The 20138-nt window shown below is 47.4% G+C and carries 16 protein-coding genes; 12 read left to right on the top strand and 4 right to left on the bottom strand.

Annotated elements, in window-relative coordinates; translation table 11 throughout:
• Window positions 1–69: 69 nt before the first annotated feature.
• On the bottom strand, window positions 70–264 hold the full coding sequence (locus tag A3EU_RS35510) for a winged helix-turn-helix domain-containing protein (protein ID WP_020536493.1): 195 nt from the start codon (window positions 262–264) through the stop codon (window positions 70–72).
• 479 nt (window positions 265–743) lie between these two features.
• Here A3EU_RS35510 and A3EU_RS0112395 point away from each other — a divergent pair, with 479 nt between their 5' ends.
• Window positions 744–1646 carry a mechanosensitive ion channel family protein gene (locus A3EU_RS0112395; protein ID WP_020536491.1) on the top strand — a complete coding sequence of 301 codons (903 nt, stop codon included), beginning with the start codon at window positions 744–746 and terminating at the stop codon, window positions 1644–1646.
• A gap of 125 nt (window positions 1647–1771) precedes the next feature.
• Here the strand turns inward: A3EU_RS0112395 and A3EU_RS0112390 are convergent, their stop codons facing one another.
• Complete coding sequence (locus tag A3EU_RS0112390; RefSeq protein ID WP_169433346.1) at window positions 1772–3556, bottom strand: OmpA family protein; 1785 nt, start codon at window positions 3554–3556, stop codon at window positions 1772–1774.
• A 429-nt stretch (window positions 3557–3985) separates the two neighbouring features.
• Here A3EU_RS0112390 and A3EU_RS0112385 point away from each other — a divergent pair, with 429 nt between their 5' ends.
• The 4 genes from A3EU_RS0112385 to A3EU_RS0112370 all read left to right on the top strand — a co-directional run bounded on the left by A3EU_RS0112385 (window position 3986) and on the right by A3EU_RS0112370 (window position 8771).
• Entirely contained in the window at window positions 3986–5716 is a 1731-nt protein-coding gene (locus tag A3EU_RS0112385) for a WG repeat-containing protein (protein WP_020536489.1), read from the top strand.
• A 394-nt stretch (window positions 5717–6110) separates the two neighbouring features.
• Window positions 6111–6680 (top strand): YceI family protein, encoded by a 570-nt coding sequence (locus A3EU_RS0112380; protein ID WP_020536488.1) that lies wholly within the window; start codon window positions 6111–6113, stop codon window positions 6678–6680.
• Window positions 6681–6724: 44 nt separating this feature from the next.
• On the top strand, window positions 6725–8050 hold the full coding sequence (locus tag A3EU_RS0112375; RefSeq protein WP_020536487.1) for a hypothetical protein: 1326 nt from the start codon (window positions 6725–6727) through the stop codon (window positions 8048–8050).
• Between the two features lie 88 nt (window positions 8051–8138).
• Complete coding sequence (locus tag A3EU_RS0112370) at window positions 8139–8771, top strand: hypothetical protein (RefSeq protein WP_044085803.1); 633 nt, start codon at window positions 8139–8141, stop codon at window positions 8769–8771.
• A gap of 383 nt (window positions 8772–9154) precedes the next feature.
• On the opposite strand, the gene A3EU_RS0112365 is transcribed toward A3EU_RS0112370, so the two are convergent.
• A complete protein-coding gene (locus A3EU_RS0112365; protein WP_020536485.1) occupies window positions 9155–9838 on the bottom strand; it encodes a Crp/Fnr family transcriptional regulator in 684 nt (227 codons plus the stop codon).
• Between the two features lie 236 nt (window positions 9839–10074).
• Here A3EU_RS0112365 and A3EU_RS0112360 point away from each other — a divergent pair, with 236 nt between their 5' ends.
• From A3EU_RS0112360 to A3EU_RS0112330, 7 genes are all read left to right on the top strand, one after another.
• Window positions 10075–11559: a xylulokinase gene (locus A3EU_RS0112360; RefSeq protein ID WP_020536484.1), complete on the top strand. Its 1485-nt coding sequence runs from the start codon at window positions 10075–10077 to the stop codon at window positions 11557–11559.
• A 332-nt stretch (window positions 11560–11891) separates the two neighbouring features.
• A complete protein-coding gene (gene xylA / locus A3EU_RS0112355) occupies window positions 11892–13217 on the top strand; it encodes a xylose isomerase (protein ID WP_020536483.1) in 1326 nt (441 codons plus the stop codon).
• Window positions 13218–13219: 2 nt separating this feature from the next.
• Complete coding sequence (locus tag A3EU_RS34245) at window positions 13220–13387, top strand: hypothetical protein (protein ID WP_020536482.1); 168 nt, start codon at window positions 13220–13222, stop codon at window positions 13385–13387.
• Window positions 13388–13431: 44 nt separating this feature from the next.
• Window positions 13432–14982 carry a sugar porter family MFS transporter gene (locus tag A3EU_RS0112345; RefSeq protein WP_020536481.1) on the top strand — a complete coding sequence of 517 codons (1551 nt, stop codon included), beginning with the start codon at window positions 13432–13434 and terminating at the stop codon, window positions 14980–14982.
• A gap of 57 nt (window positions 14983–15039) precedes the next feature.
• Window positions 15040–16629: a glycoside hydrolase family 43 protein gene (locus A3EU_RS0112340; protein ID WP_026211367.1), complete on the top strand. Its 1590-nt coding sequence runs from the start codon at window positions 15040–15042 to the stop codon at window positions 16627–16629.
• Window positions 16630–16731: 102 nt separating this feature from the next.
• Window positions 16732–17841 (top strand): glycoside hydrolase family 26 protein, encoded by a 1110-nt coding sequence (locus tag A3EU_RS0112335; RefSeq protein WP_169433345.1) that lies wholly within the window; start codon window positions 16732–16734, stop codon window positions 17839–17841.
• Between the two features lie 69 nt (window positions 17842–17910).
• The gene (locus A3EU_RS0112330) at window positions 17911–18420 is read left to right on the top strand and encodes a GNAT family N-acetyltransferase (RefSeq protein ID WP_020536478.1); all 510 of its coding nucleotides are present in this window, start codon (window positions 17911–17913) and stop codon (window positions 18418–18420) included.
• An 85-nt stretch (window positions 18421–18505) separates the two neighbouring features.
• On the opposite strand, the gene A3EU_RS30270 is transcribed toward A3EU_RS0112330, so the two are convergent.
• Complete coding sequence (locus A3EU_RS30270) at window positions 18506–20095, bottom strand: M20/M25/M40 family metallo-hydrolase (protein WP_020536477.1); 1590 nt, start codon at window positions 20093–20095, stop codon at window positions 18506–18508.
• Between the last annotated feature and the right edge of the window lie 43 nt (window positions 20096–20138).

Genomic DNA, 20138 nt, shown 5'->3' with positions numbered 1-20138 from the left:
TTTTAAAAAAATGATTAATTCATTTAACAGTGCTAATATCAAGGTCAACTTTCCCAGAAAACGGGAAACTCAAAAATTAAACTCAAAATTATTCAGGTAGTAATAGGTTTTGCTGTCAGTGGAATATTCAATCTCCGCGCCTAGATTTTTTAAGGTATCAAGGTGCCGATACAAAGCAGATACAGAAATACCCAAACGTTTGGCAAAGGCCCTGTGGCAGCCCGTACCTTTTCGTTTAATAAACTGGTGTAGACGACCTACCAATTGAATTTTTTCAGAGAGAGATTAGTATTGCGCAGAAAAAAGATTACGATTTTTCTGAGTTTTTCAAATAGTTAACACGCTTTAAATGAAACGCTTAGTCAACTATTGTGCAAAACAAAATCGGAATCTATTTTCGTGCTGTTCCCTAGCTTAATATTTTTTGATAAGTAACTTTCCTACTCCTATAAGCTCAAAAACACCTTTTCGTGACTTTTTTTAACATCTTTTTTTCAAGAGCCCTTCCCTTTTGACACAAATCACCCACCACCACTGCGTTTTCTTTTTCCAGGTGATAGTTTTTTTTCCGTTCTTGGTAATTCATCAGCAAATCGCACTTGCCCGAACACTTTGCATGAGAGGTGCCCATGCACAGCGTATTTTTATGGGATATCCCATAAAAAACCTCCGTGTCTCCGTGTCTCCGCGGCTAGAAGAAACTGCTGGTAACAAACGCTTAGCACACCTGCAAAACAACGCCTATGGAAAGCCTGGATTACCTGAAAACGTGGATGACGGAGCACGCCACCGCCACCGAACTACTAAAGTACCTGCTGTGGGTAGTGGTCATTATATTGGGGATTTCGTTTTTGCGGCGGCTCCTCAAGCGGCGGCTGCCGGATATTTCGGTGCGGTACAAGGCGCAGAAAGGCGTAGAGATCATCGGTTATCTGTTTATTATCCTTCTGACGATCTCTTATTTTACAGGGAATATCCAGGATTTTACGCTAGCCATTGGCTTGCTCACGGCAGGTATCACCATTACGCTACAGGAGCTGGTGTTGAGTATCGCGGGTTCTTTTTACATCTTCCTGGTGAGGGTCTACAAGCCGGGTGACCGCATCGAAATCAACGGAATCAAAGGTGATGTAATTGATGTAGACAGCATCTACACCACCATGATGGAGATAGGGGAGTGGGTGAGCAGCGATAACTACAGTGGCAGAATCGTAAAGCTCAGCAACGCCTTCGTTTTCAAAGGGCCGATCTACAATTATTCACAGGATTTTCCCTTCGTTTGGGATGAACTTACGCTGCCCGTTCGGTACGGCTCAGACGTGGAGTTGGCGAAATCTATCATCGTCGAAATTGCGAAAGAAACCCTCTCTGAATATGTCAATCAATCTATTGAAAAATGGCAGGAGGTCGTCAATAAATATTACATCGAAGATGCGGTCGTTGCTCCCACCCTGGCCATCACCATGACGGACAATTGGATGCAGTTTAACCTCCGCTATATCGTCGATTATAAAAAGCGGAGAAATACCAAACACATCCTCAACGAAAAGATAGGTAAGGCCTTCTTGGCCAGCGAAGAGAAAGTCCGTCTGGCATCGGCTACCTTTGAAATTGTGCAAATTCCGCCAGTGCAAATTGAATCTTGAAGGTATTTATCACATAGGCACATAAGTTTCTCTACTTATGTGCCTATGTGATAAAAAAACAAAAACCTTAGGTGCCCTTAAGTGCCTTATGTGGTTCAAAAAACACCTATGTGGTTCAAAAAAAACTAAATCCCCGCCAACTCCTCACGAATATCCCGCAAGCGGCCAGGGCGATAATCGAGGGTGATCAGCAAGTCGTCGGTGATGATGACTTCCTGACTAGAGAGGTAAGCCTTCTTGTCTTGCACTTTGATCGCCATGATTTTGGCCGTTTCTCCTACCGGCACACGAGATAAGACGAATCCTTTCTGGTCGCGGTAAGGCATCCTAAGGATGATGTTTCGCTCGGGAATCATGAGGAAGACCATCGCTTTGGCGTCTGTCTCTGTGGCGTTTTCGCGAGCAGCCAGTGGCGTTGTTTCTACGGTCTTCAAGAAGCGGTCGATATTGGCCCAACCCATCTGATTGATGTTGAAGAAATAAGAGCTGACAACGCCGGCGTCTACCTGCCCAAGCGCATCTACCCGGCGTTCGTAAGCTTCGGTTTTTCTGCGGCGGTACCCTTCATAGCCTGTGCTGTCGCGCTGGTACTGTCGTTGGTCGGCTGCAAAGGCAGAATCTGCTTTGGCTTTAAGGTATTCGTACATAGGGCCAGTAGTGATAAAGCCATTTTCGTCGACTTCACCTTTACGTATCGTGTTGTATTCCTCCATCGCCAAGCGATACTTTACCAAAGACTGGTTGTAATTGGCAATCCTTTCTTCGTAGCTCTTGATAGATTCTTCGTACCGGATTCGGCGATTTTCTCTTTTTTCTGCCGTACGTTCCTCTTGGGTAGCTTTGCCCATGAAGATCTTTTCCAGACCTTGTGGGTAGTAGGCAATATTGTCGTAGTTGGGTTCGCGTGGGCGAACAGGCTTGGTACTTTTGGGCTTTTTGGGTAGTCGTGGGTCCGCTTCGTCGTCGGGTTGCTTGAGGTAAATAAGGGCAAAAGTCATCCAGGACGGGCGTATAGGTCCAGGAGCAAAAGTAAGCCGAGGAAGCCTGCTTTGTACCGGTGCTTCAGAGTTGGCCCAGTCGATATCCTGGTTTTCTTCGCCGTGTGCTTGGCCGTAGAAGAGCGACATGTCTTGGCGGAACTCATTGGTAGGCACGGAAGATGCGATAGAACTACCAGGCTTCAGCTGCAAGCGCTGTCCATTTTGGTAAGCATTGATCTCCAGCATACCACCTGATTCCAGGATGCGGTCTTGCGCCGTTGTTGTAAGGCCCTGGCTGATCATGTCGCCGAGGGAATAGCATTCTGTAAGTTCTATGTCAACAAGACCAGTAACTTCTTCGCCGGTAGCGGTGACAAAGCTGTTGGCGGTGAGGAAGAATCGGCCCCCTTTCTGGCCTTCGATCAGTTGGTCTTGGTCGGCATCAATGATGTGTTTTTGTGCAAGTGGCTTCGCGAGGCTGTCACGTAAGCTGCCGATGCCCTGCCAGTACCAGCCACTGACGATAACATCTACCCGTCGATTGTCGCGCTGAAGTTCTTCGGAGTTGCGGTCGTTGCCGGCTTCCTGCTCCCCGAGGGCGAGGGTACGCATACCATCGGTGGTGATGTACTGCTGTTCGAGGAAGTTGGTCACCGATTGAGCGCGCTCTTGTGCCAGCTGATCATTGTAGCGGCTAGNGCCTCGGCTGTCTGTATGGGCAGCCAACTCGAGGCGATAATCGCCCATGCCTTGTAGCTGATCGATGAGGTTTTGGAGCTGTGCCTGAGCAGCAGCATCTAGTTCGGCACTAGCACTGGCAAAGTACACAGAGAATTGCTGTGCTTCTGCTTCGGCAGTTGTGCCTTCCTGCGCGAGCAGGTTACCAAAGGCAGCAAGGAGCAATAAAAAAGGTAAAAGATAATGGCGCATAGTTAAAAGGGGTTGGATTAGAAAGGTAATATCTTGCATTAATAACGTAAGTTACGCAAAAGGTAACGTGCAAAAGATGTGTTTTTTAAAAAAAGTGGTGCTTGATTAGTAGGGATTTAAAGGTTTTTGCGGACGGAATAGGGGAGCACGGCGCATCCCGATCTTCCATCGGGAGCGCACAGCCAGGGATAGCAGCGGTATGCGCCGTAGCAAAGCGAAGGAGCATAGGAGCGGATAGCCCGGCCGGCACGACGCCTTAGCGGAGTAGGCGGGGATGCCAAATAGTCGAATTGCTGAAAAGTAGTTATGGGGTAGAAGCACCGAAGGCACTTGAAACTTTTGAACCATATAAGTTCATAGAAGAGCATATAAGTTTCATTTTTTTAAATTCAACCATGAACCATCAACCATCAACAAATAATCAAACTAATGAAAAACCTGTTTTTACTTTTCGCCCTGCTACCATGTCTTGGCCTGTGGGGGCAACACATTTACGTACGTGCCTACGCAGGCGATAAGGGGGGCTGGATCGTGACTTCGGAAGGCAAAACATTGCATGAACTGCCGGGAGAGTGGCGTGTATCGGGGCACGATGCTGCTATGGCTCCGGTAAAAGAGTGGCCAATACTACTATGGAAAAACGGCAAGTATCCGGCGCCCAATGACTATGCCTTGCTGCACCTGGATGGTAGCATTGAAGAATTGTCTCAGTTTACGTGGGCCCGAGAAATGGGCAGCCAGTTGCTTTTTGTAATTATGGATGGCGAACGAGGGGTGCTGTGGCACAAAGATGGCTATGTACTGGGCAGGGAACTGAAGATGCTCAGTAAGTTTGATGAACGAGGGCTAACGGTAGTAGGGAGCGGTGCTTATCAGGGGTTAATGGATACTTTAGGGCAGTTTTTCGTGCCTCCTGTCTATAAAGCGATAGTGGATCTGGGTAAAGATTGTTTTTTTGTAAAAGACACTTTGGAACAAAGTTACCTGCTCCACTTGAAGAGTCGCCGCGGGAAGGAACTGTCCTGGGATACACTGGCCAACCCGACGATAAACCACTGGCAAATTAATTCGGCTTGGCCCTTCAGTGAAGGTGGCTACCTTTTGGTAAAAGGAAAAGAAAATCAACTACAGGTTATTGATACTACTGGTCGGCTGCTGCATCCGGATTTGGAAATAACGTACCGAGGTGCCAATGCTTTTAGCGAAGGTAGGCTGATTGTAGGTACGGCTGCGACTGACCGTAAGTTGGGCATTTTAAATACGGATGGGCAGTGGGTGAAAGCACCACAGTTTGATTATCTGCTCGACTATGAGGACGGCAGGGCGCTGGCCCATGATACACTTACAGGCCATCTGGGGTACCTTGATAGGCAGGGGGAGTGGGCCATTGCTGCGCGTTACTGCTATGCCAATAGTTTTCGATACGGTTTGGCGATTGTAGGTGCCCCTGGTGATCCAAAACGCTGTGAGGGGACGATGAGACAACGGGGCCCCGTGATGCATAGGCCTGGTAGTTTGGCTCGCTACAGGAATGTCAGGAATTATCAATTACTGGATACCAGTGGGCAAGTGGTCTGGCAAGATTCGTGCCGCGAAGTTTGGCTGCCAATACCGGGTGTGGTAGGCTGCAACTACAATGAAGGGACTTATGTGCCTGCCTATCGGCTGGAATGGTTAGCTACGGGGAAGTATTGGTTGAGCCCTGATTTTGTGTTTACCCGTTGGGAGCAAATAGCCGAAGTAGCGAAAGAAGAAGTGATACGGATAAACCTGGGCGCTCGGCGGCGGATGATTTTTCGTCAGCAGGTATTCCCTTTGCCTGAAGGTTTTACTCAAATCTTACCTACACTCACTGCTTTGGAAAACCTGAACCTGAACTACCATGAGGTAGCAGCAGCCTGGACACCGATACTTAACCTGGAGAACCTGCGGAAATTGTCGGTGCACGACTGCAAGTTGACGGAGTTGCCTGCCGATTTGAAAATACTGGAACAGCTGGAGGAATTGGATATTTCAGGGAATGAACTGACGGAATTGCCACGTAGTATCTTTCGAATGCGGCATTTGCGGGTGTTGAATATTGCAGACAACCCGCTGCCGCCAGCGATCATTCCGCGGTTGCGAAAGGCTTTGCCAGATACGGAGATCGTTTATAAATAGAATCAACGGTGACTATCGGGAAAATAGGCGAAGGGTATAGACGCTACGTGAGAAGGAAACGACGATCTTGGACAGGGACACCTGACAGGAATTACCTCACGGGATTTGACCTCGGAAACCAGCTATATACGCTAAATAGGAGTATTCGTTTTCGGGGAGCGGCACTGTATGAGTAGATCAAATGGTATTGTTTTTATTGACCGTGCTTCGGCTGCTAAATCTTTGATTAAAGGGTAGTTAAGGGAGGATTTTGTTGTAGTTGATAGAGTCATGTTTATACCTTTCGATCCAATTAACGCTTATGTGATTTAAATCACTAAACTGTAGTGATAAATGTAATAGTAATACTATTAATAAGCCCACATCTTTGCCTTGAACCAGCAAGCAAAGCAAAATGAAAGCTTTAAATTTTCTCCTTCTTACCTTCCTGACGACGCTAGTCATCGCCCCTTTGAGTGGGCAATCTTATCGACTGATTAAATCTGATTTTAGCATCTCCGGTACTTCTAATGTACACGATTGGGAATCTGCTGTAACGAAGATCAGCTGGCGGGGAACTTTTAACTTTTCCGATGGCATACTGAGCGAGCTGAGTGACGTAAAAGTCAATATTCCTGTCGATGGTATTATCAGTACCAAAGGCCGGATTATGGATGGCAAAACGTACGATGCGCTGAAAGAAGAAGAGCATCCCAATATCGTCTTTACGATGACCAGTGCTACGATTACGAACAAGGGTACAAAGGTAGCTGCCAAAGGTCGACTATCGGTGGCAGGAGTTACCAAAACAATAAACCTGGAAGTAATGATCACTCCATTGGCCGATGGCCAATATCAAGTGAGTGGTGCTTACCCCATGAAAATGACAGATTTCGGGATTGACCCACCGACGGCCCTATTGGGTACGATGACTACAGGTGACGAAGTGACGATTAACTTCAACCTGACCCTCAGCCCTAACTAACAACCAACTAATTTAAAATCATTCATTGTCTTAATAATTAAGTTATGAAAACCACCACTTTTTTCCGTTCCCTATTTATCCTGTTAATTAGCTTCGGCATGTGGCAACAAGCTGCTGCTCAGGTCTCAAACTGGCGCCCTTACGATCAAGACGGGGTCAACGTTTTCGAACCTGCAAAGGATATGACCACGACCTTCGATAAGCGTTTCCTAAGAGTAGGAGGTAGCTTTACGCAGCAGTATCAAGGACTGGAGCACGGCAATAGCGCCGACGAAATCCTCGGCCCAGACGGTTCTAACCTAAATGCATTGTACGATTTGGGTAGTGGCTTCAACTTGGCTACGGCCAACCTTAACCTTGATTTTCAACTTGAAGACGGTATTCGGGTATCTTTGGAAAACTATATGTCTTCTCGCCACCACTCAGAATTTTGGGTAAAAGGAGGATACATCCAGGTGGATAAGCTGCCTATGTTTAACAACTCCGATTGGTTCGACAAATACCTGCGGGTGAAAATCGGCCACATGGAGGTGAACTATGGTGATCAGCACTTCCGCCGTACAGATAATGGTAACGCCATCTGGAACCCGTTTGTAGGCAACTACATCATGGACGCTTTTGCCACCGAGATCGGTGGTGAGGTGTACGCTTTCCCTTCCCAGAACCTCATGGTAATGGTCGGTGCTTCTAATGGCCTTATCAAAGGAGATGTAACAAATAATACTCGCAAAGCATCTGTCTACGGTAAGCTAGCTTTTGACAAACAACTGAACGAGACCACTCGCTTCCGCCTGTCTGGTAGCGTATACATGAACCCCGAATCAGGACGTAGTACCCTTTATGGTGGTGACCGTGCAGGATCTCGTTTCTACGAAGTAATGGAATCAGCAGCTTCACAGGGAGATTTCTCTGGCCGCTTGAACCCTGGCTTTACGACAAACGTAACCAGCTTCCAGATCAACCCCTTTGTGAAAGTTCAAGGATTTGAATTGTTTGCTACCTACGAGCAGTCTCAGGGCTACGCCAGCAGTGACCCTCGCAAAGAAAATGCTGAAAACCCTGAAAAGCGTCAAGTAAGCCAGATCGCTGTAGAAGGTATTTACCGTTTCCTTCCTCGCGAACAGGTGTACGTAGGTGCTCGATACAATACGGTTACTGGTGCGCTGAGTTCCAGAATAACGGACGCTAGCGAAGAACCTATGGACCTTACCGTAAACCGTATGGAGATTGCTGCAGGATGGTTCCCAACGCCTAACTTACTGCTCAAGTTATCTTATGTAGATCAGCAGTATAAGGACTACCCAAGTGAGAACATCTTCAACGAAGGTTACTTCAAAGGTGTAATGGTAGAGGCCGCGGTTGGTTTCTAAGCAATATCACAATAATAAATTTTGAACGACGAAAGCCTCCCCGCAAGCATATCGCTTTCCGGGAGGCTTTCTGCTACCTGTCTGAATTATGAAAAGCTTACTCTTTGCACTGTTTTCCATTGGAATGTTTACGGCTTTTCTACCCGTGAAGCCCGATCCTGTTTTTGCGGAGCGTTCTTCTTTTTCCTATACAATTGATCAGGAAAGTAAGCTGTACCTGGAAGGCAGTAGCAACGTCATTGATTTCACTTGCCATTGTACGTCTTCTCTTCAGGGCGGGCGGTTTACGATGGCGGCCGAACAAGGCAATGGTTTTACTTTCGTAAACAGTCTTTTGCAATTGCCGGTGGAGGCACTTGATTGCGGTAACCGGGTCATGAACAAAGACATGTACGAAGCCCTGGCAGCCGAAAAGCACCCTTCTGTAGATATACAGTTGTTGAGCGTAAAAGCTCATGATCATAAGCTGTTTGGAGAATGCCATGAATGGGAAGACCTGCAAGCCCGCTTGCGCCTGACGATAGCCGGTGAAGCCAGAGACGTAATTATGCACATTAGAGGTACTCACCTCGGTTATCAACGTTATCGCTTCGTTGGGGCCAAACCCATTTACCTAACCAATTTCAATATCGAACCTCCTCGTGCTATGATGGGCGCTATTAAAGTTGATAATTGCATCACCATCAATATGGACCTGGTGCTGGTATTGTCTGCTGATTAGTGATTTATGACTAGTGGCTTGTCAAGTTTGAATATGCGGTGTTCAAAAGCTTGGGTTTTGCACTTTTACGCCGGACTGGCAGTGTTCTCTCAACTAAAAGTCGGGATCACGGTGGTACCGACTGTGTCGGCGGCAGCCGCGCTGACCGCGAGCTTTAGCGAGCACCGCCGCGAATCCCGAGGATCGGGATAAACACCACCTACCAAGCGTAACGAACAAATCACCAAGCATCAACCCGAAGTTTCAAACTTGACAAAGCACTAGCGTTTTGAACATTTTATACCTTCTCGTGCTAGGTAAAAAGCAGATAGTACTTGGTATTGTACCCATTTAGGGTTCTCGAAATCCCTATACCTGTACTAAGTACCTAGTACAGTGAAATTTCACCCTACTTTCTTTGCCAACAACTCCATATCTCTAATCAGTAATCGTTTGCGATTAAAGGTGATGATGTTGTCATTGCGCAGTTCGTTCAGGATGGTCGTTACCGTCTGTCGGGAAGTAGCCGTTAGGTTGGCAATTTCCTGATGAGTGAAGAATTTGCGAACGAGCACTTCGTAACCTACTCGTTGCCCTTGTTTTTGGCCCAGCTGGTGCAGGTATTCAATGATTCTACTTCGAGAGTTTTTGAATACCATAGATTCCAGGCGATGTTCTGTAGCTAGTAAGCGTTGGCCTACGAGGCGCATCAGTTCTAGATGAAGACTGTGATGCTGGCGAATTTTCTTTTGAAGCTCCGAGACTTTCATGACGCGCACTTTCACACGCTCTAGGGTGCAGGCAAAGTTGTGGTGTTTTTGCTCTCCTAGTAAGGCCATGGCGCCTACGATTTCTCCTGTTCTGTAAATAGCTTTGGTGATTTCCTTGCCACCAGCACCATAGGTGCCCAGCTTTATTTGGCCCTCTTGGATATAATAAACCATATCGGCTCGATCATCTGGTAAGAAGAGATAGGTGCCACGAGCCAAGGTGCGCACAGATAATGGATCAAAGGCATCTTGGAGCGTGTTGACTGCTGAAGAATTGGCAGTAAATTCGTTGAGGTAGGCAAAAGAGGAAGTTCCCATTATTATTGATGTTTTTGTTTTTTTGAAGCCGAGACTAAAGCGCTTGTATATATAGTTACGAGATAAACTAGGTTACTGGATGTTTTTGATAAATAGTTCGCGTTTTTTAGCGCGTTGTAATTGCTCGATTTGATAGGAACAAAATTAGCGGTGAAGTATAACAAAAGTATCACGGCAGTATAACAAGGATGTTTTTCTTTAAACGACGTACTTTTGACGTAGTAAACCTTACTACTATGTATCTACTCGGCTACGATATCGGCTCCTCTTCTATCAAAGCCGCTTTGGTTGATGTTCAAACGGGAAAGCAACTGGCTGTGGCGCAATCGCCGGAAACGGAACTGGATATGCTGGCCGTACAACCAGGGTGGGCTGAACAAGATCCCGAAACCTGGTGGGCCAATGTATGCCTGGCAACCCAGAAGCTTCTGCAAAGCACGGGTGTGGACCCTGCGCAGATCAAAGGCATAGGTATTGCCTACCAGATGCACGGATTGGTACTTGTGGACGAAAACCAGAAAGTACTGCGCCCTTCAATCATTTGGTGCGACAGCCGTGCGGTCGCAATCGGAGATAAAGCTGCCGAAGAAATTGGGAGCGAAAAATGTTTGCAGCACTTGCTCAATTCTCCAGGCAACTTTACCGCTTCCAAGCTCAAGTGGGTAAAAGACAACGAACCTGCGCTGTACGAGCGTATCCACAAAATAATGCTACCGGGCGACTATATCGCTATGCGGCTGACGGGCGAAATACGGACGACTGCAAGCGGCCTGTCCGAGGGAATTTTGTGGGATTTTCAGGAGAATGCGCCCGCAGCGCTGGTGATGGATTATTATGGTTTTGATAAAAGTCTATTGCCGGAATTGGTAGGCACTTTCTCTTTGCAAGGAGAGGTGACGACTGTGGCTGCCAAGGCAACAGGACTGACCAGTGGCACCCCCGTCAATTATCGGGCAGGCGATCAGCCTAACAATGCACTTTCGTTGAATGTAATGGAAGCTGGCGAAGTGGCGGCTACCGGAGGTACTTCTGGTGTCGTTTATGGTGTTGTTGATCAACCGCTTTATGATCCTGCATCGCGGGTCAATGGCTTTGCGCATGTCAATCACAGTAGTGAGGCTCCTCGTGTAGGCATTTTACTTTGTATCAATGGGGCAGGAATCCAATATAGTTGGATAAAACAACAGATGGCGGAGCATGGTATGAGTTACCCTGAAATGGAAAAAGCCGCCGCCGCTATCCCTCCAGGAGCCGATGGCTTGCGGATTTTACCTTTTGGCAATGGTGCAGAGCGAATGTTAGGAAATAAAGCTCCTGGCGCTAAGATCAATAATTTGCAGTTTAACCGCCATCAGCGTGCTCACTTTTATCGGGCAGCGCTGGAAGGTATTGCCTTTTCTTTTGTTTACGGCATGGAAATATTGCAGGAGATGGGACTCAATTTGCAGGTCATGCGAGTAGGGAATGACAACCTATTTCAATCGGCCGTTTTTTCTGGTACAATTTCCAATTTGCTGGGCAGTCGGATCGAAGTTTTGGAAACCACGGGTGCCATTGGTGCTGCAAAAGCAGCTGGCGTAGCCGTTGGGATTTACAGCAGCGTACGACAAGCAATGACTGATAATAAATTGGTGACGGCTTACGAGCCCGTGGATAGAAATGGTAGCTATCAGGACGCTTACCAAGCATGGCGTAGCGATCTTGAAGAGATGATTCTTTGATATTTTTTTTGTAAAAAACAACAACAACCATCAAAGCCCCATTCTCGGCCCTTCCCATTAGCAAGTATGGTATTGTTTCGGGAGCTATGCGACGGACGATTAATAACTGTCGGGTTTAATAGGCAAGTGATTTTGACTTTGATTGAGGCAAAGGTTCCCGACCTTAGCCATAGCTAAGGGAGGCGGTTCTTTAACGATGAGTAAAGCTAAAATCACTCCTAGGATATCTGACAGTTATTGATTGCCCGTCGCTATCTTGCAGGGGAAGGGAGGCTGGATGCGCGAAGTCGTTTAGGTCATTTTTTTACCACCAAACCATCAACCACCAAACCATGATAACAACAGGAAGTAAAGAATATTTCAAAAGTATTGGCAAAATCCCTTTCGAGGGCAAGGAATCGGATAACCCGCTGGCCTTTCGTTGGTACGAAGCCGACCGGGTAGTCGCAGGTAAAACAATGGCCGAGCATTTTCGCTTTGCGGTGGCTTGGTGGCATACCCTTTGTGGCACAGGCGGGGATCCTTTTGGTGCACCTACCAAGAATTTCCCTTGGCTGGGAGCAACCGACGCCGTTGATGAAGCAAAAAACAAGATGGATGCTGGGTTTGAGTTTATCACAAAACTGGGCGTTCCTTACTACTGTTTCCATGATTTCGATCTGGTAGCCGAGGGCGATACGCTGGCTGAAAGTGAGCGCCGGATAGAGGCCATCACGGACTATGCCTTGGAGAAGCAAAAGAGCAGCGGTGTGAAGCTCCTTTGGGGAACAGCCAACTTGTTTTCGCACCCTCGTTACATGAATGGTGCGATGACCAACCCCGATTTTGCGGTGGTGGCACGCGCAGGCGCTCAAGTGAAGATCGCCCTTGATGCAACTATCAAGCTAAGTGGAGAGAATTATGTGTTCTGGGGTGGCCGCGAAGGCTACATGTCGCTCCTTAACACCGATATGAAGCAGGAACTAGACCACATGGCTCGTTTCCTTCACATGGCTAAAGACTACGCGCGAGCACAAGGATTTACGGGCACCTTCTTTATCGAGCCCAAGCCGATGGAGCCGAGTAAGCACCAGTATGATTTTGATGCAGCTACGTCGATCAATTTCTTGCGAGAATATGGTCTGGCTGATGATTTCAAACTCAATATCGAAGTAAACCACGCTACCCTTGCGCAGCACACTTTTCAGCATGAACTGCAAGTAGCAGCCGATGCGGGTATGTTGGGTAGCATGGATGCCAATCGCGGCGACTACCAGAACGGATGGGATACCGACCAATTTCCCAATAATGTGATGGAGTTGACAGAAGCAATGCTGGTATTCCTTGCCGGAGGAGGTGTGCAAGGTGGAGGTATCAATTTTGATGCGAAAACACGCCGGAACTCTACCGATTTAGCCGATATCTTCTACGCCCACATTGGGGGCATGGATGTATTTGCACGAGCTTTACTAGCAGCTGATGCAGTGATGCAACAATCGCCTTATCTGAAGTTGAGAGAAGAACGCTATAGCTCTTTTGCCAATGGTGAAGGCAAGGCTTTTGCTGATGGCGCACTGAGTTTTGCCGATTTGGCCAAAATCGCTCAGCGTGATGGTGAGCCGGAACAACGCTCAGGTAGGCAAGAACTATTTGAAAACATTATCAATCAATATGCCTAGTCATGTACCTGGCACGAAGTGGCGTGGTGTTCGCTAGGCCACTTCGTGACGAGTATAACTATAATTGTATGGAGATTACTGATGCTATTTTCATTATCATTGTGATGAATGGAGTGTTGTTTTGGGATACCACTAGCTACGGCATGATTAGGGTCAAAGCCTCGAATTAACCTTCCTACTATCTAACCAACTAACTATCTAACCAATTTAAGGTATGGAATCATCATCTACCAGGTTTACAATTTTTTTAGCGGTCGTAGTGTCGCTTGGCGGCTTCCTCTTTGGCTTTGATGCCGGGATTATCTCCGGCGTAATGAATTTTGCCAGTCCTTTCTTTGAATTGACAGACTCGCAAGATGGTAGTATTGTGGCGGCCCCTACGATGGCAGCCATGTTTGCCATGCTGGTCGCGGGGCGTTTGAGTGATCGCATTGGACGAAGAGTGGTATTGAAAGCAGTCGCTTTTCTTTACGCGTTATCGGCAATATGGTCGGCTTATGCAGGCTCTTACGAGGCACTTTATGTTGCGAGATTAGTTGGTGGATTAGCCTTCGGAGCAGCGCTGATTATTGCGCCTACTTTTATCGCTGAAATATCTTCGGCAGCTAAGCGCGGATCGTTGGTGTCTATTCAGCAACTAAATATTGTATTAGGGTTTTTCGCTGCATTTCTTTGCAATGCGTATCTCAATCATTTAAATAATGACCCGGCCAGTAGTCTTACGGATGAAACGGTTTGGCGATGGATGTTGGGCGTAGAGTTTGTACCTGCGATCTTGTACTTTGTACTCTTGTTTTTTGTGCCGCGTAGCCCGAGGTGGCTCTACCTGCAAGGCATGAAAGAAGAAGGCGAGCAGGTGTTGGTCAAACTCCACGGATCTGCTGTTGCTAGGCAAGAGGCAGAAGATATTCAGAAGAGTATCCTGGAAAATAAAAACACAGAAAAGCCCAAAATAAAAGACTTATTTGCACCAGCGCTCAAGTACATTTTGTGGGTAGGAATTGCCATCGGCATACTACAGCAAGTGACAGGGATCAACGCGGTATATTTTTACGCTACTTCTATTTTTAAGCAAACAGGCATTGGTACCGATGCGGCCTTTGCATCTGGCGTATGGTTGAGTTTGACCACGGTGGTATTTACGATCATCGCTATTTTCCTTATCGACCGAGTTGGGCGTCGCCCGCTCTTGCTAATGGGTATTGGCGGCATTGCCGCCAGTATGTTACTTTGTGCATTTAGTTTTAATCAAGCTACTTATACCCTTACGGAAAACGATGCGAAAGCGCTGACAGAAGAGATTGACGCCACAGCGTTAACACCTTATTACGGACAAACGTTTACCAATGATTTGGACTTCAAAAATACAATGAAGGCAGCCATTGGCGAGCAAGTTTACAAAAAATACGAAGGAGATATTCTGGAGAAGGCCACCAAGATAAATGCTGTATTGGTGATGATTGGCATCCTTGCGTTCATCGCTTGTTTTGCGTTCTCTCTTGGCCCCGTCATGTGGGTGATGCTATCAGAGCTTTACCCCAATCAATACCGAGGCTTGGCCATTGGCTTTGTTGGGTTTATCAACGGTTTCGCCAGCTGGCTGATTTCGCGGATATTCCCTTGGGAGCTTGCCACTTTAGGCAATGCAACGACCTTCCTGATTTATGGATTGATAGCCGCAGTTGGCTTCTTCCTTTTCTTGAAGATTCTACCAGAAACCAAGGGCAAAACCTTGGAGGCTATTGAGGCGGAATATACCAGGTAAAAAAGTAAGCGCTTGTTGGGAAGTTTCCCGGCAAGCGTTCTTGTAAAGCTATTTTTAATGCTCAAAAATCCTATACTGCGAGGTTTTAATCCAGATCCTTCGATTATTAGGGTAGGAGAGGATTACTACATTGCAACCTCCACTTTTGAGTGGTTTCCTGGTGTGCAAATTCATCACTCAAGAGACTTGATAAACTGGGAGTTGGTCGCACGTCCGCTGAACCGGAAATCGCAGTTGGATATGCAGGGCGTGCCTGACAGTGGTGGTGTTTGGGCACCTTGTTTGAGTTACGATAATGGGACCTTCTATTTGGTCTACTCCAATGTGAAATCCTTTCAAGGCGTTTGGAAAGATACACCTAACTATTTGGTGACTACCCAAGATATTCTTGGCGACTGGTCGGACCCCATTTTTCTCAGCAGTAGCGGTTTCGATGGCTCCTTGTTTCATAATCCCGACGGGAAGAAATACTATTTAAGTATGTTGGTAGATCACCGGCAAGGGAAGTTTTCCGGTGGTGTTTTTTTACAAGAATACTCTGCTTCAGAACAACGACTAATTGGCAAATTACAGCCTCTTTTTCCAGGAACGGAATTAGGGCTTACGGAAGGCCCGCACCTTTATAAACGCAACGGTTATTACTACCTCATCACGGCGGAAGGAGGCACCGAATACGGGCACGCGGTGAGTATGGCACGTTCTCGGCATTTATTGGGCCCTTACGAGGTTCATCCCGAAAACCCCATCATGACGGCAAGGGATAATCCCGAAGCGCCTTTCCAGAAAACAGGGCACGCTGACTTGGTGGAAAGCCTCGATGGAGACTGGTACATCGTTGCCCTCACGGGGCGCCCACTCTCTACAAAAGGACGTTGTGTATTGGGTAGAGAAACAGTATTGGAGGAGGTTGTTTGGCACAATGGTTGGCCGCAGCTAAAGCAAGGAAATAAGCTGGTCAGAGAAAATATTACAATAGGAAATGAAGTTATCGAGAATGCACCGCCAAGCGACGTGAGGGTAGCATTTACAACCAAGTCTCTGGATATCAACTTTCAGTCTTTGCGTATTCCGATTACCGAAGACTGGTGTACGTTAGCAGACCGCCCCGGTTTTCTTCGCCTTTATGGGCAGGAATCGTTGAGTTCTCTACACCGTCAGTCTTTACTGGCCCGGCGTGTGCAGCACTTTAATACAGAAGTCGCAACTGCTCTTGATTTTCAGCCTAAAAATTTTCAGCAAATGGCAGGCCTGGTAGCTTATTACAATACCTATCATTGGTACTATTTATACATCCAGGGCACCGACAAAGGAGGCCGAGAGTTGCAGTTATTACGTTGTGATAAATACGAAATTGAAGAAATGTTGCGGGTACCTATAGTGTTGCCCGACGAAGGGAATATTAAGCTAAAATTCCGTTGGCAACATTCGGCCATACAGTGTTTTTACGCGCTGGATGGGGCTGATTGGCAACGCTGTGGCCCGGTGTTAGACGGCAGTATCTTGTCAGATGATTACGTTCGTGATGAAACCAATCGTTATCGCCCAGCCTTCACGGGGGCTTTTGTTGGCCTATGCTGTCAAGACCTAAGTGGCCAGAATCATCACGCAGACTTCGCCTGGTTTGATTACCAAGAATTTACTACATAGCGCGATGGCCTTCCGAAAAACTATGTGGCTATGTGATAAAAATTAAGCAATACAAAGAAAGGAACTATGTGGCTATGTGTTAAAAAAAACCTCGCTTTCGCGTTGTTAATCCTGTTAAGCAGCTGTCAGCCTAACGAATCGGCAGAAGAAAACACCTCTTCGGAGCCAACGGCAGAAGTTCGCCCCCTGGCAAAATTTGAACCCGCCGATGGGAAATGTATTCTCTTTGTGGGGCAAGATTTGGAATCGGTAGGAGGTTTGGAAGATTACAACGACGGATACTTCGATCACTTCCCCACACCGGGAGGTTTCACCATGTATTCGGGCATCTCCCCCGGTGACACCTCTTTTGGTTACGTGATGAAAGGCTTGGATGGCATTTGGGAAACCGATGATTGGGGCGATAGTGATAATAATATGTCGCTTCAGTTGGCTGATGAAGATTTCAAGCATTCTGCCTTGGCGATAGGTTTTTGGATGGTCAATCATGAAGGAGAAATTGCCCGTGGTGAGCAGGATGAGATGGTCGACCGTTTTGGGGAGTGGCTGAAATCATTGCACCCGCGTCCGGTATTTTTACGAATAGGGTATGAGTTCAGCGGCTCGTGGAATCATTATAATCGGGAAGACTTTATCACTGCCTTTCGGCGAATAAAAGACCGATATGATTCGATGGGGGTGAAGAATGTCGCTTACGTCTGGCAATCACATGGTGCGGATGAGCCTTTAGATTTGTTAGCATCGTGGTATCCAGGTGATGAGTACGTTGACTGGTGTGCTTACTCCTTCTTCTCCCGCTGGGAGGAAGCCAACATGGTGGAGTTTGCCCGGCAGCATGGTAAACCTGTCTTTATTGCAGAAGCTACTCCCACCATCTCTACGGCCACTACCAAGACGAACGGGAAAACAAAAGAGACGGTTCTTTCTAACCCCGCACAAGCGGAAGAGGCTTGGGATAATTGGTTTGTACCCTTCTTTAAAACCGTTACCGATAATCCTGATGTCGTAAAAGCAGTGAGTTATATCAATTGTCATTGGAAATCGCACCGCATGTGGTTTGATAATCCCACTTTTCAGGATGTTGATGCGCGATTACAGCGCAGTGAAATGATTCGTGAGCGGTGGTTGGAGGAAACGGGTAAAGCCACTTACCTTAAAGCTTCACCGGCATTGTTTGATGAGCTGTGGGGCGCTGGAAAAGATAGTGATTAGAGGTGACGACGACTGGGAACTATTGCTATCGATTAGGATGTTAATGGTCTATACGAATATCTTATTGAAATGATAGAGGATAACAAAATCGCCCTTCGCCCCTTACAAGCGTCCGACCGCAAAGCATTTGCCCTTTTGGCGAATAATAAAAATATTTGGGACAATGTCCGTAACCGAATGCCCCACCCGTATACAGAAGAGGATGCAGACGAATTTATACTAATGGCTCATACCCTTGGTGGCCCTACTATTCGGGCTATTACGCTGGATGGTACGCTGGCCGGAGTAATCGGATTACATCCCGCGCAAGACGTTTACGAAGGTACCGCAGAACTGGGATACTGGATCGGGGAACCTTATTGGGGGCGCGGCTTAGCATCAGCTGCGGTAAAAAAGATGATTCCAATAGGATTTCAGGAAATGAAGCTGCGACGCATTTACGCATCCGTTTACGACTATAATGCGGCCTCTATGCGAGTACTAGAAAAGAATGGTTTTGAAAAAGAAGGCGTAGCAAAAGCAGCAGTACTCAAAAACGGGAAAGTATTTGATGAGGTGAAGTACGGGTTGCTGCCGTAGGCGGTAACTTTCGGTATTCGTGTAAGTGACCCCTTCGGGGGTGAAAGGCGTAGAGGGGTTACGTCGGTAATCCCTCTACGATCTCTTATTTTTCGTTGGAACCATTGTCCTCTGCCGTCGTTTCCACCTCAAAAGGCTTCCGCGGCATCATCTCATCTCGCATGGCGGTATGGAATACAAAAGAAGCAATGATGGTAGCCGCTTGGGCCAGATCGGCTTCTACGAGGTGGTCCAGGTTATCCATATTAGAGTGGTGCGTACGCGCAAAATAAGCCATAGGCTCTTGGATAAATTGAAAGCCGGGGATACCAACGGCATCAAAGGCCAGGTGATCCGTGCCGCCAGTATTGGATAAGCTCAGCGTGCTGGCGTCCAAATCTTTGAAGGACTCCAGCCAAGCTCGGAAAATGGGAGCTACCGCCTCGTTTCCTTGCATATAAACACCCCGGATTTTACCAGTGCCGTTATCCAGATTGTAGTAGGCAGAGATTTTTTCCTGCTCCGGTTTCAAGCTTTGTGGCGTATTGTTATCGGGGGGGAACGTTGCAAAATGCTCTCTGGAGTAGCCACGGGATCCAAACAAGCCTTGCTCTTCGCCAGTCCATAACGCCAAGCGTAGGGTCCGCCGGGGCTGGATGCCACTTTCTTTAATCGTTTCCAGTAAAATACGGGCTGCTTCCATCATCACTGTAGAACCAGCGCCGTTATCGGTTGCGCCGGTACCGGTATGCCAAGAGTCATAGTGAGCACCGAACATGACCACCTCGTCCTTCAGGTCCGTTCCGGGGATCTCAGCGATGATGTTATGTTCCATTCCGTCCGGGTTGGTATAGTGAGCCTCCAGCTCTACACTGAGCTGTACGGGAATGCCGCGCTGGAGGTTTCGGAAAATTCGATTGTAATGTTCTACCGCCAAAGTGAATTGAGGCACTACTTCGCGGTCCACATTTTGAGCTCTGCCTTCCGCTGTTCGGGCACCGGATACAAATACAGTACCCAGGTCGCCTTTATAGCTACGGGTCAAAACGGCCAAAGGCTGTTCTTCGCCAAGAAATTGCCAGAGCTTCTGGTTGAAAGTAAAGCCACTTAAATCACGGTAATTGCGGCGTGGGCGTGGCGTAGGTTCCGGAGCATTCGCCAGTTCCAGTAGGCTTTCGGCATTATGTCTTTTTGCAGCGGGTTCAAATAGTTCCTCTACCTGACGCGTCGTGTCGAATAACACAAACTTCCCTTTCAGTTTTCCTTTGTAAGCGGCCAAGTCTTCTTCTTTATTTGCCTGGAGATAGATGACCTCCCCGGTGCCTTTTACCGAAGGAGACCAGGCTTTTGGGTAGGCAATGATCGGCCAGTAGCCGGGCCCGTTGGCGTGCATTTCAAAATGAGTCATTTCCCAGCCGCGCCCAAAAGGTCCCCAACTTTCCAGATGTACGTTGGCCATACCCCATTCGGTCAGGGTATTTTGGGCCCATTCGGTAGCCTTGTCCAGCATTGGCGAGCCTGTCAGTCGCGGGCCGTAGACGTCAGTGATCCAGCCTGCAATTTCCATGGCTTGGCTTTGGTCCAGACCGTGTTTTCGGATCAGGTCGTTGATGTCCTTATTCACCTCTTCTTGGGCAGTAGCCATGGTGAAGGTCGCGACCAACAAAAATACGAACACTAGTAAGCGATTAGTCATAATGCATGATTAAGTCAAGTGAAACAATGATGTTAAACCTCCT

This window comes from Lewinella cohaerens DSM 23179, assembly GCF_000379805.1.
GTDB lineage: Bacteria > Bacteroidota > Bacteroidia > Chitinophagales > Saprospiraceae > Lewinella > Lewinella cohaerens.
This window is presented reverse-complemented; position numbering and strand designations above follow the sequence as displayed.

Bases quoted from the DNA above. Each gene is read 5' to 3' on its own strand.
- A3EU_RS0112395 (WP_020536491.1), top strand. From the start codon at position 744: ATGGAAAGCCTGGATTACCTGAAAACGTGGATGACGGAGCACGCCACC.
- A3EU_RS0112385 (WP_020536489.1), top strand. From the start codon at position 3,986: ATGAAAAACCTGTTTTTACTTTTCGCCCTGCTACCATGTCTTGGCCTG.
- A3EU_RS0112380 (WP_020536488.1), top strand. From the start codon at position 6,111: ATGAAAGCTTTAAATTTTCTCCTTCTTACCTTCCTGACGACGCTAGTC.
- A3EU_RS0112375 (WP_020536487.1), top strand. From the start codon at position 6,725: ATGAAAACCACCACTTTTTTCCGTTCCCTATTTATCCTGTTAATTAGC.
- A3EU_RS0112370 (WP_044085803.1), top strand. From the start codon at position 8,139: ATGAAAAGCTTACTCTTTGCACTGTTTTCCATTGGAATGTTTACGGCT.
- A3EU_RS0112365 (WP_020536485.1), bottom strand. From the start codon at position 9,838: ATGGGAACTTCCTCTTTTGCCTACCTCAACGAATTTACTGCCAATTCT.
- A3EU_RS0112360 (WP_020536484.1), top strand. From the start codon at position 10,075: ATGTATCTACTCGGCTACGATATCGGCTCCTCTTCTATCAAAGCCGCT.
- xylA (WP_020536483.1), top strand. From the start codon at position 11,892: ATGATAACAACAGGAAGTAAAGAATATTTCAAAAGTATTGGCAAAATC.
- A3EU_RS34245 (WP_020536482.1), top strand. From the start codon at position 13,220: ATGTACCTGGCACGAAGTGGCGTGGTGTTCGCTAGGCCACTTCGTGAC.
- A3EU_RS0112345 (WP_020536481.1), top strand. From the start codon at position 13,432: ATGGAATCATCATCTACCAGGTTTACAATTTTTTTAGCGGTCGTAGTG.
- A3EU_RS0112340 (WP_026211367.1), top strand. From the start codon at position 15,040: ATGCTCAAAAATCCTATACTGCGAGGTTTTAATCCAGATCCTTCGATT.
- A3EU_RS0112330 (WP_020536478.1), top strand. From the start codon at position 17,911: ATGATAGAGGATAACAAAATCGCCCTTCGCCCCTTACAAGCGTCCGAC.
- A3EU_RS30270 (WP_020536477.1), bottom strand. From the start codon at position 20,095: ATGACTAATCGCTTACTAGTGTTCGTATTTTTGTTGGTCGCGACCTTC.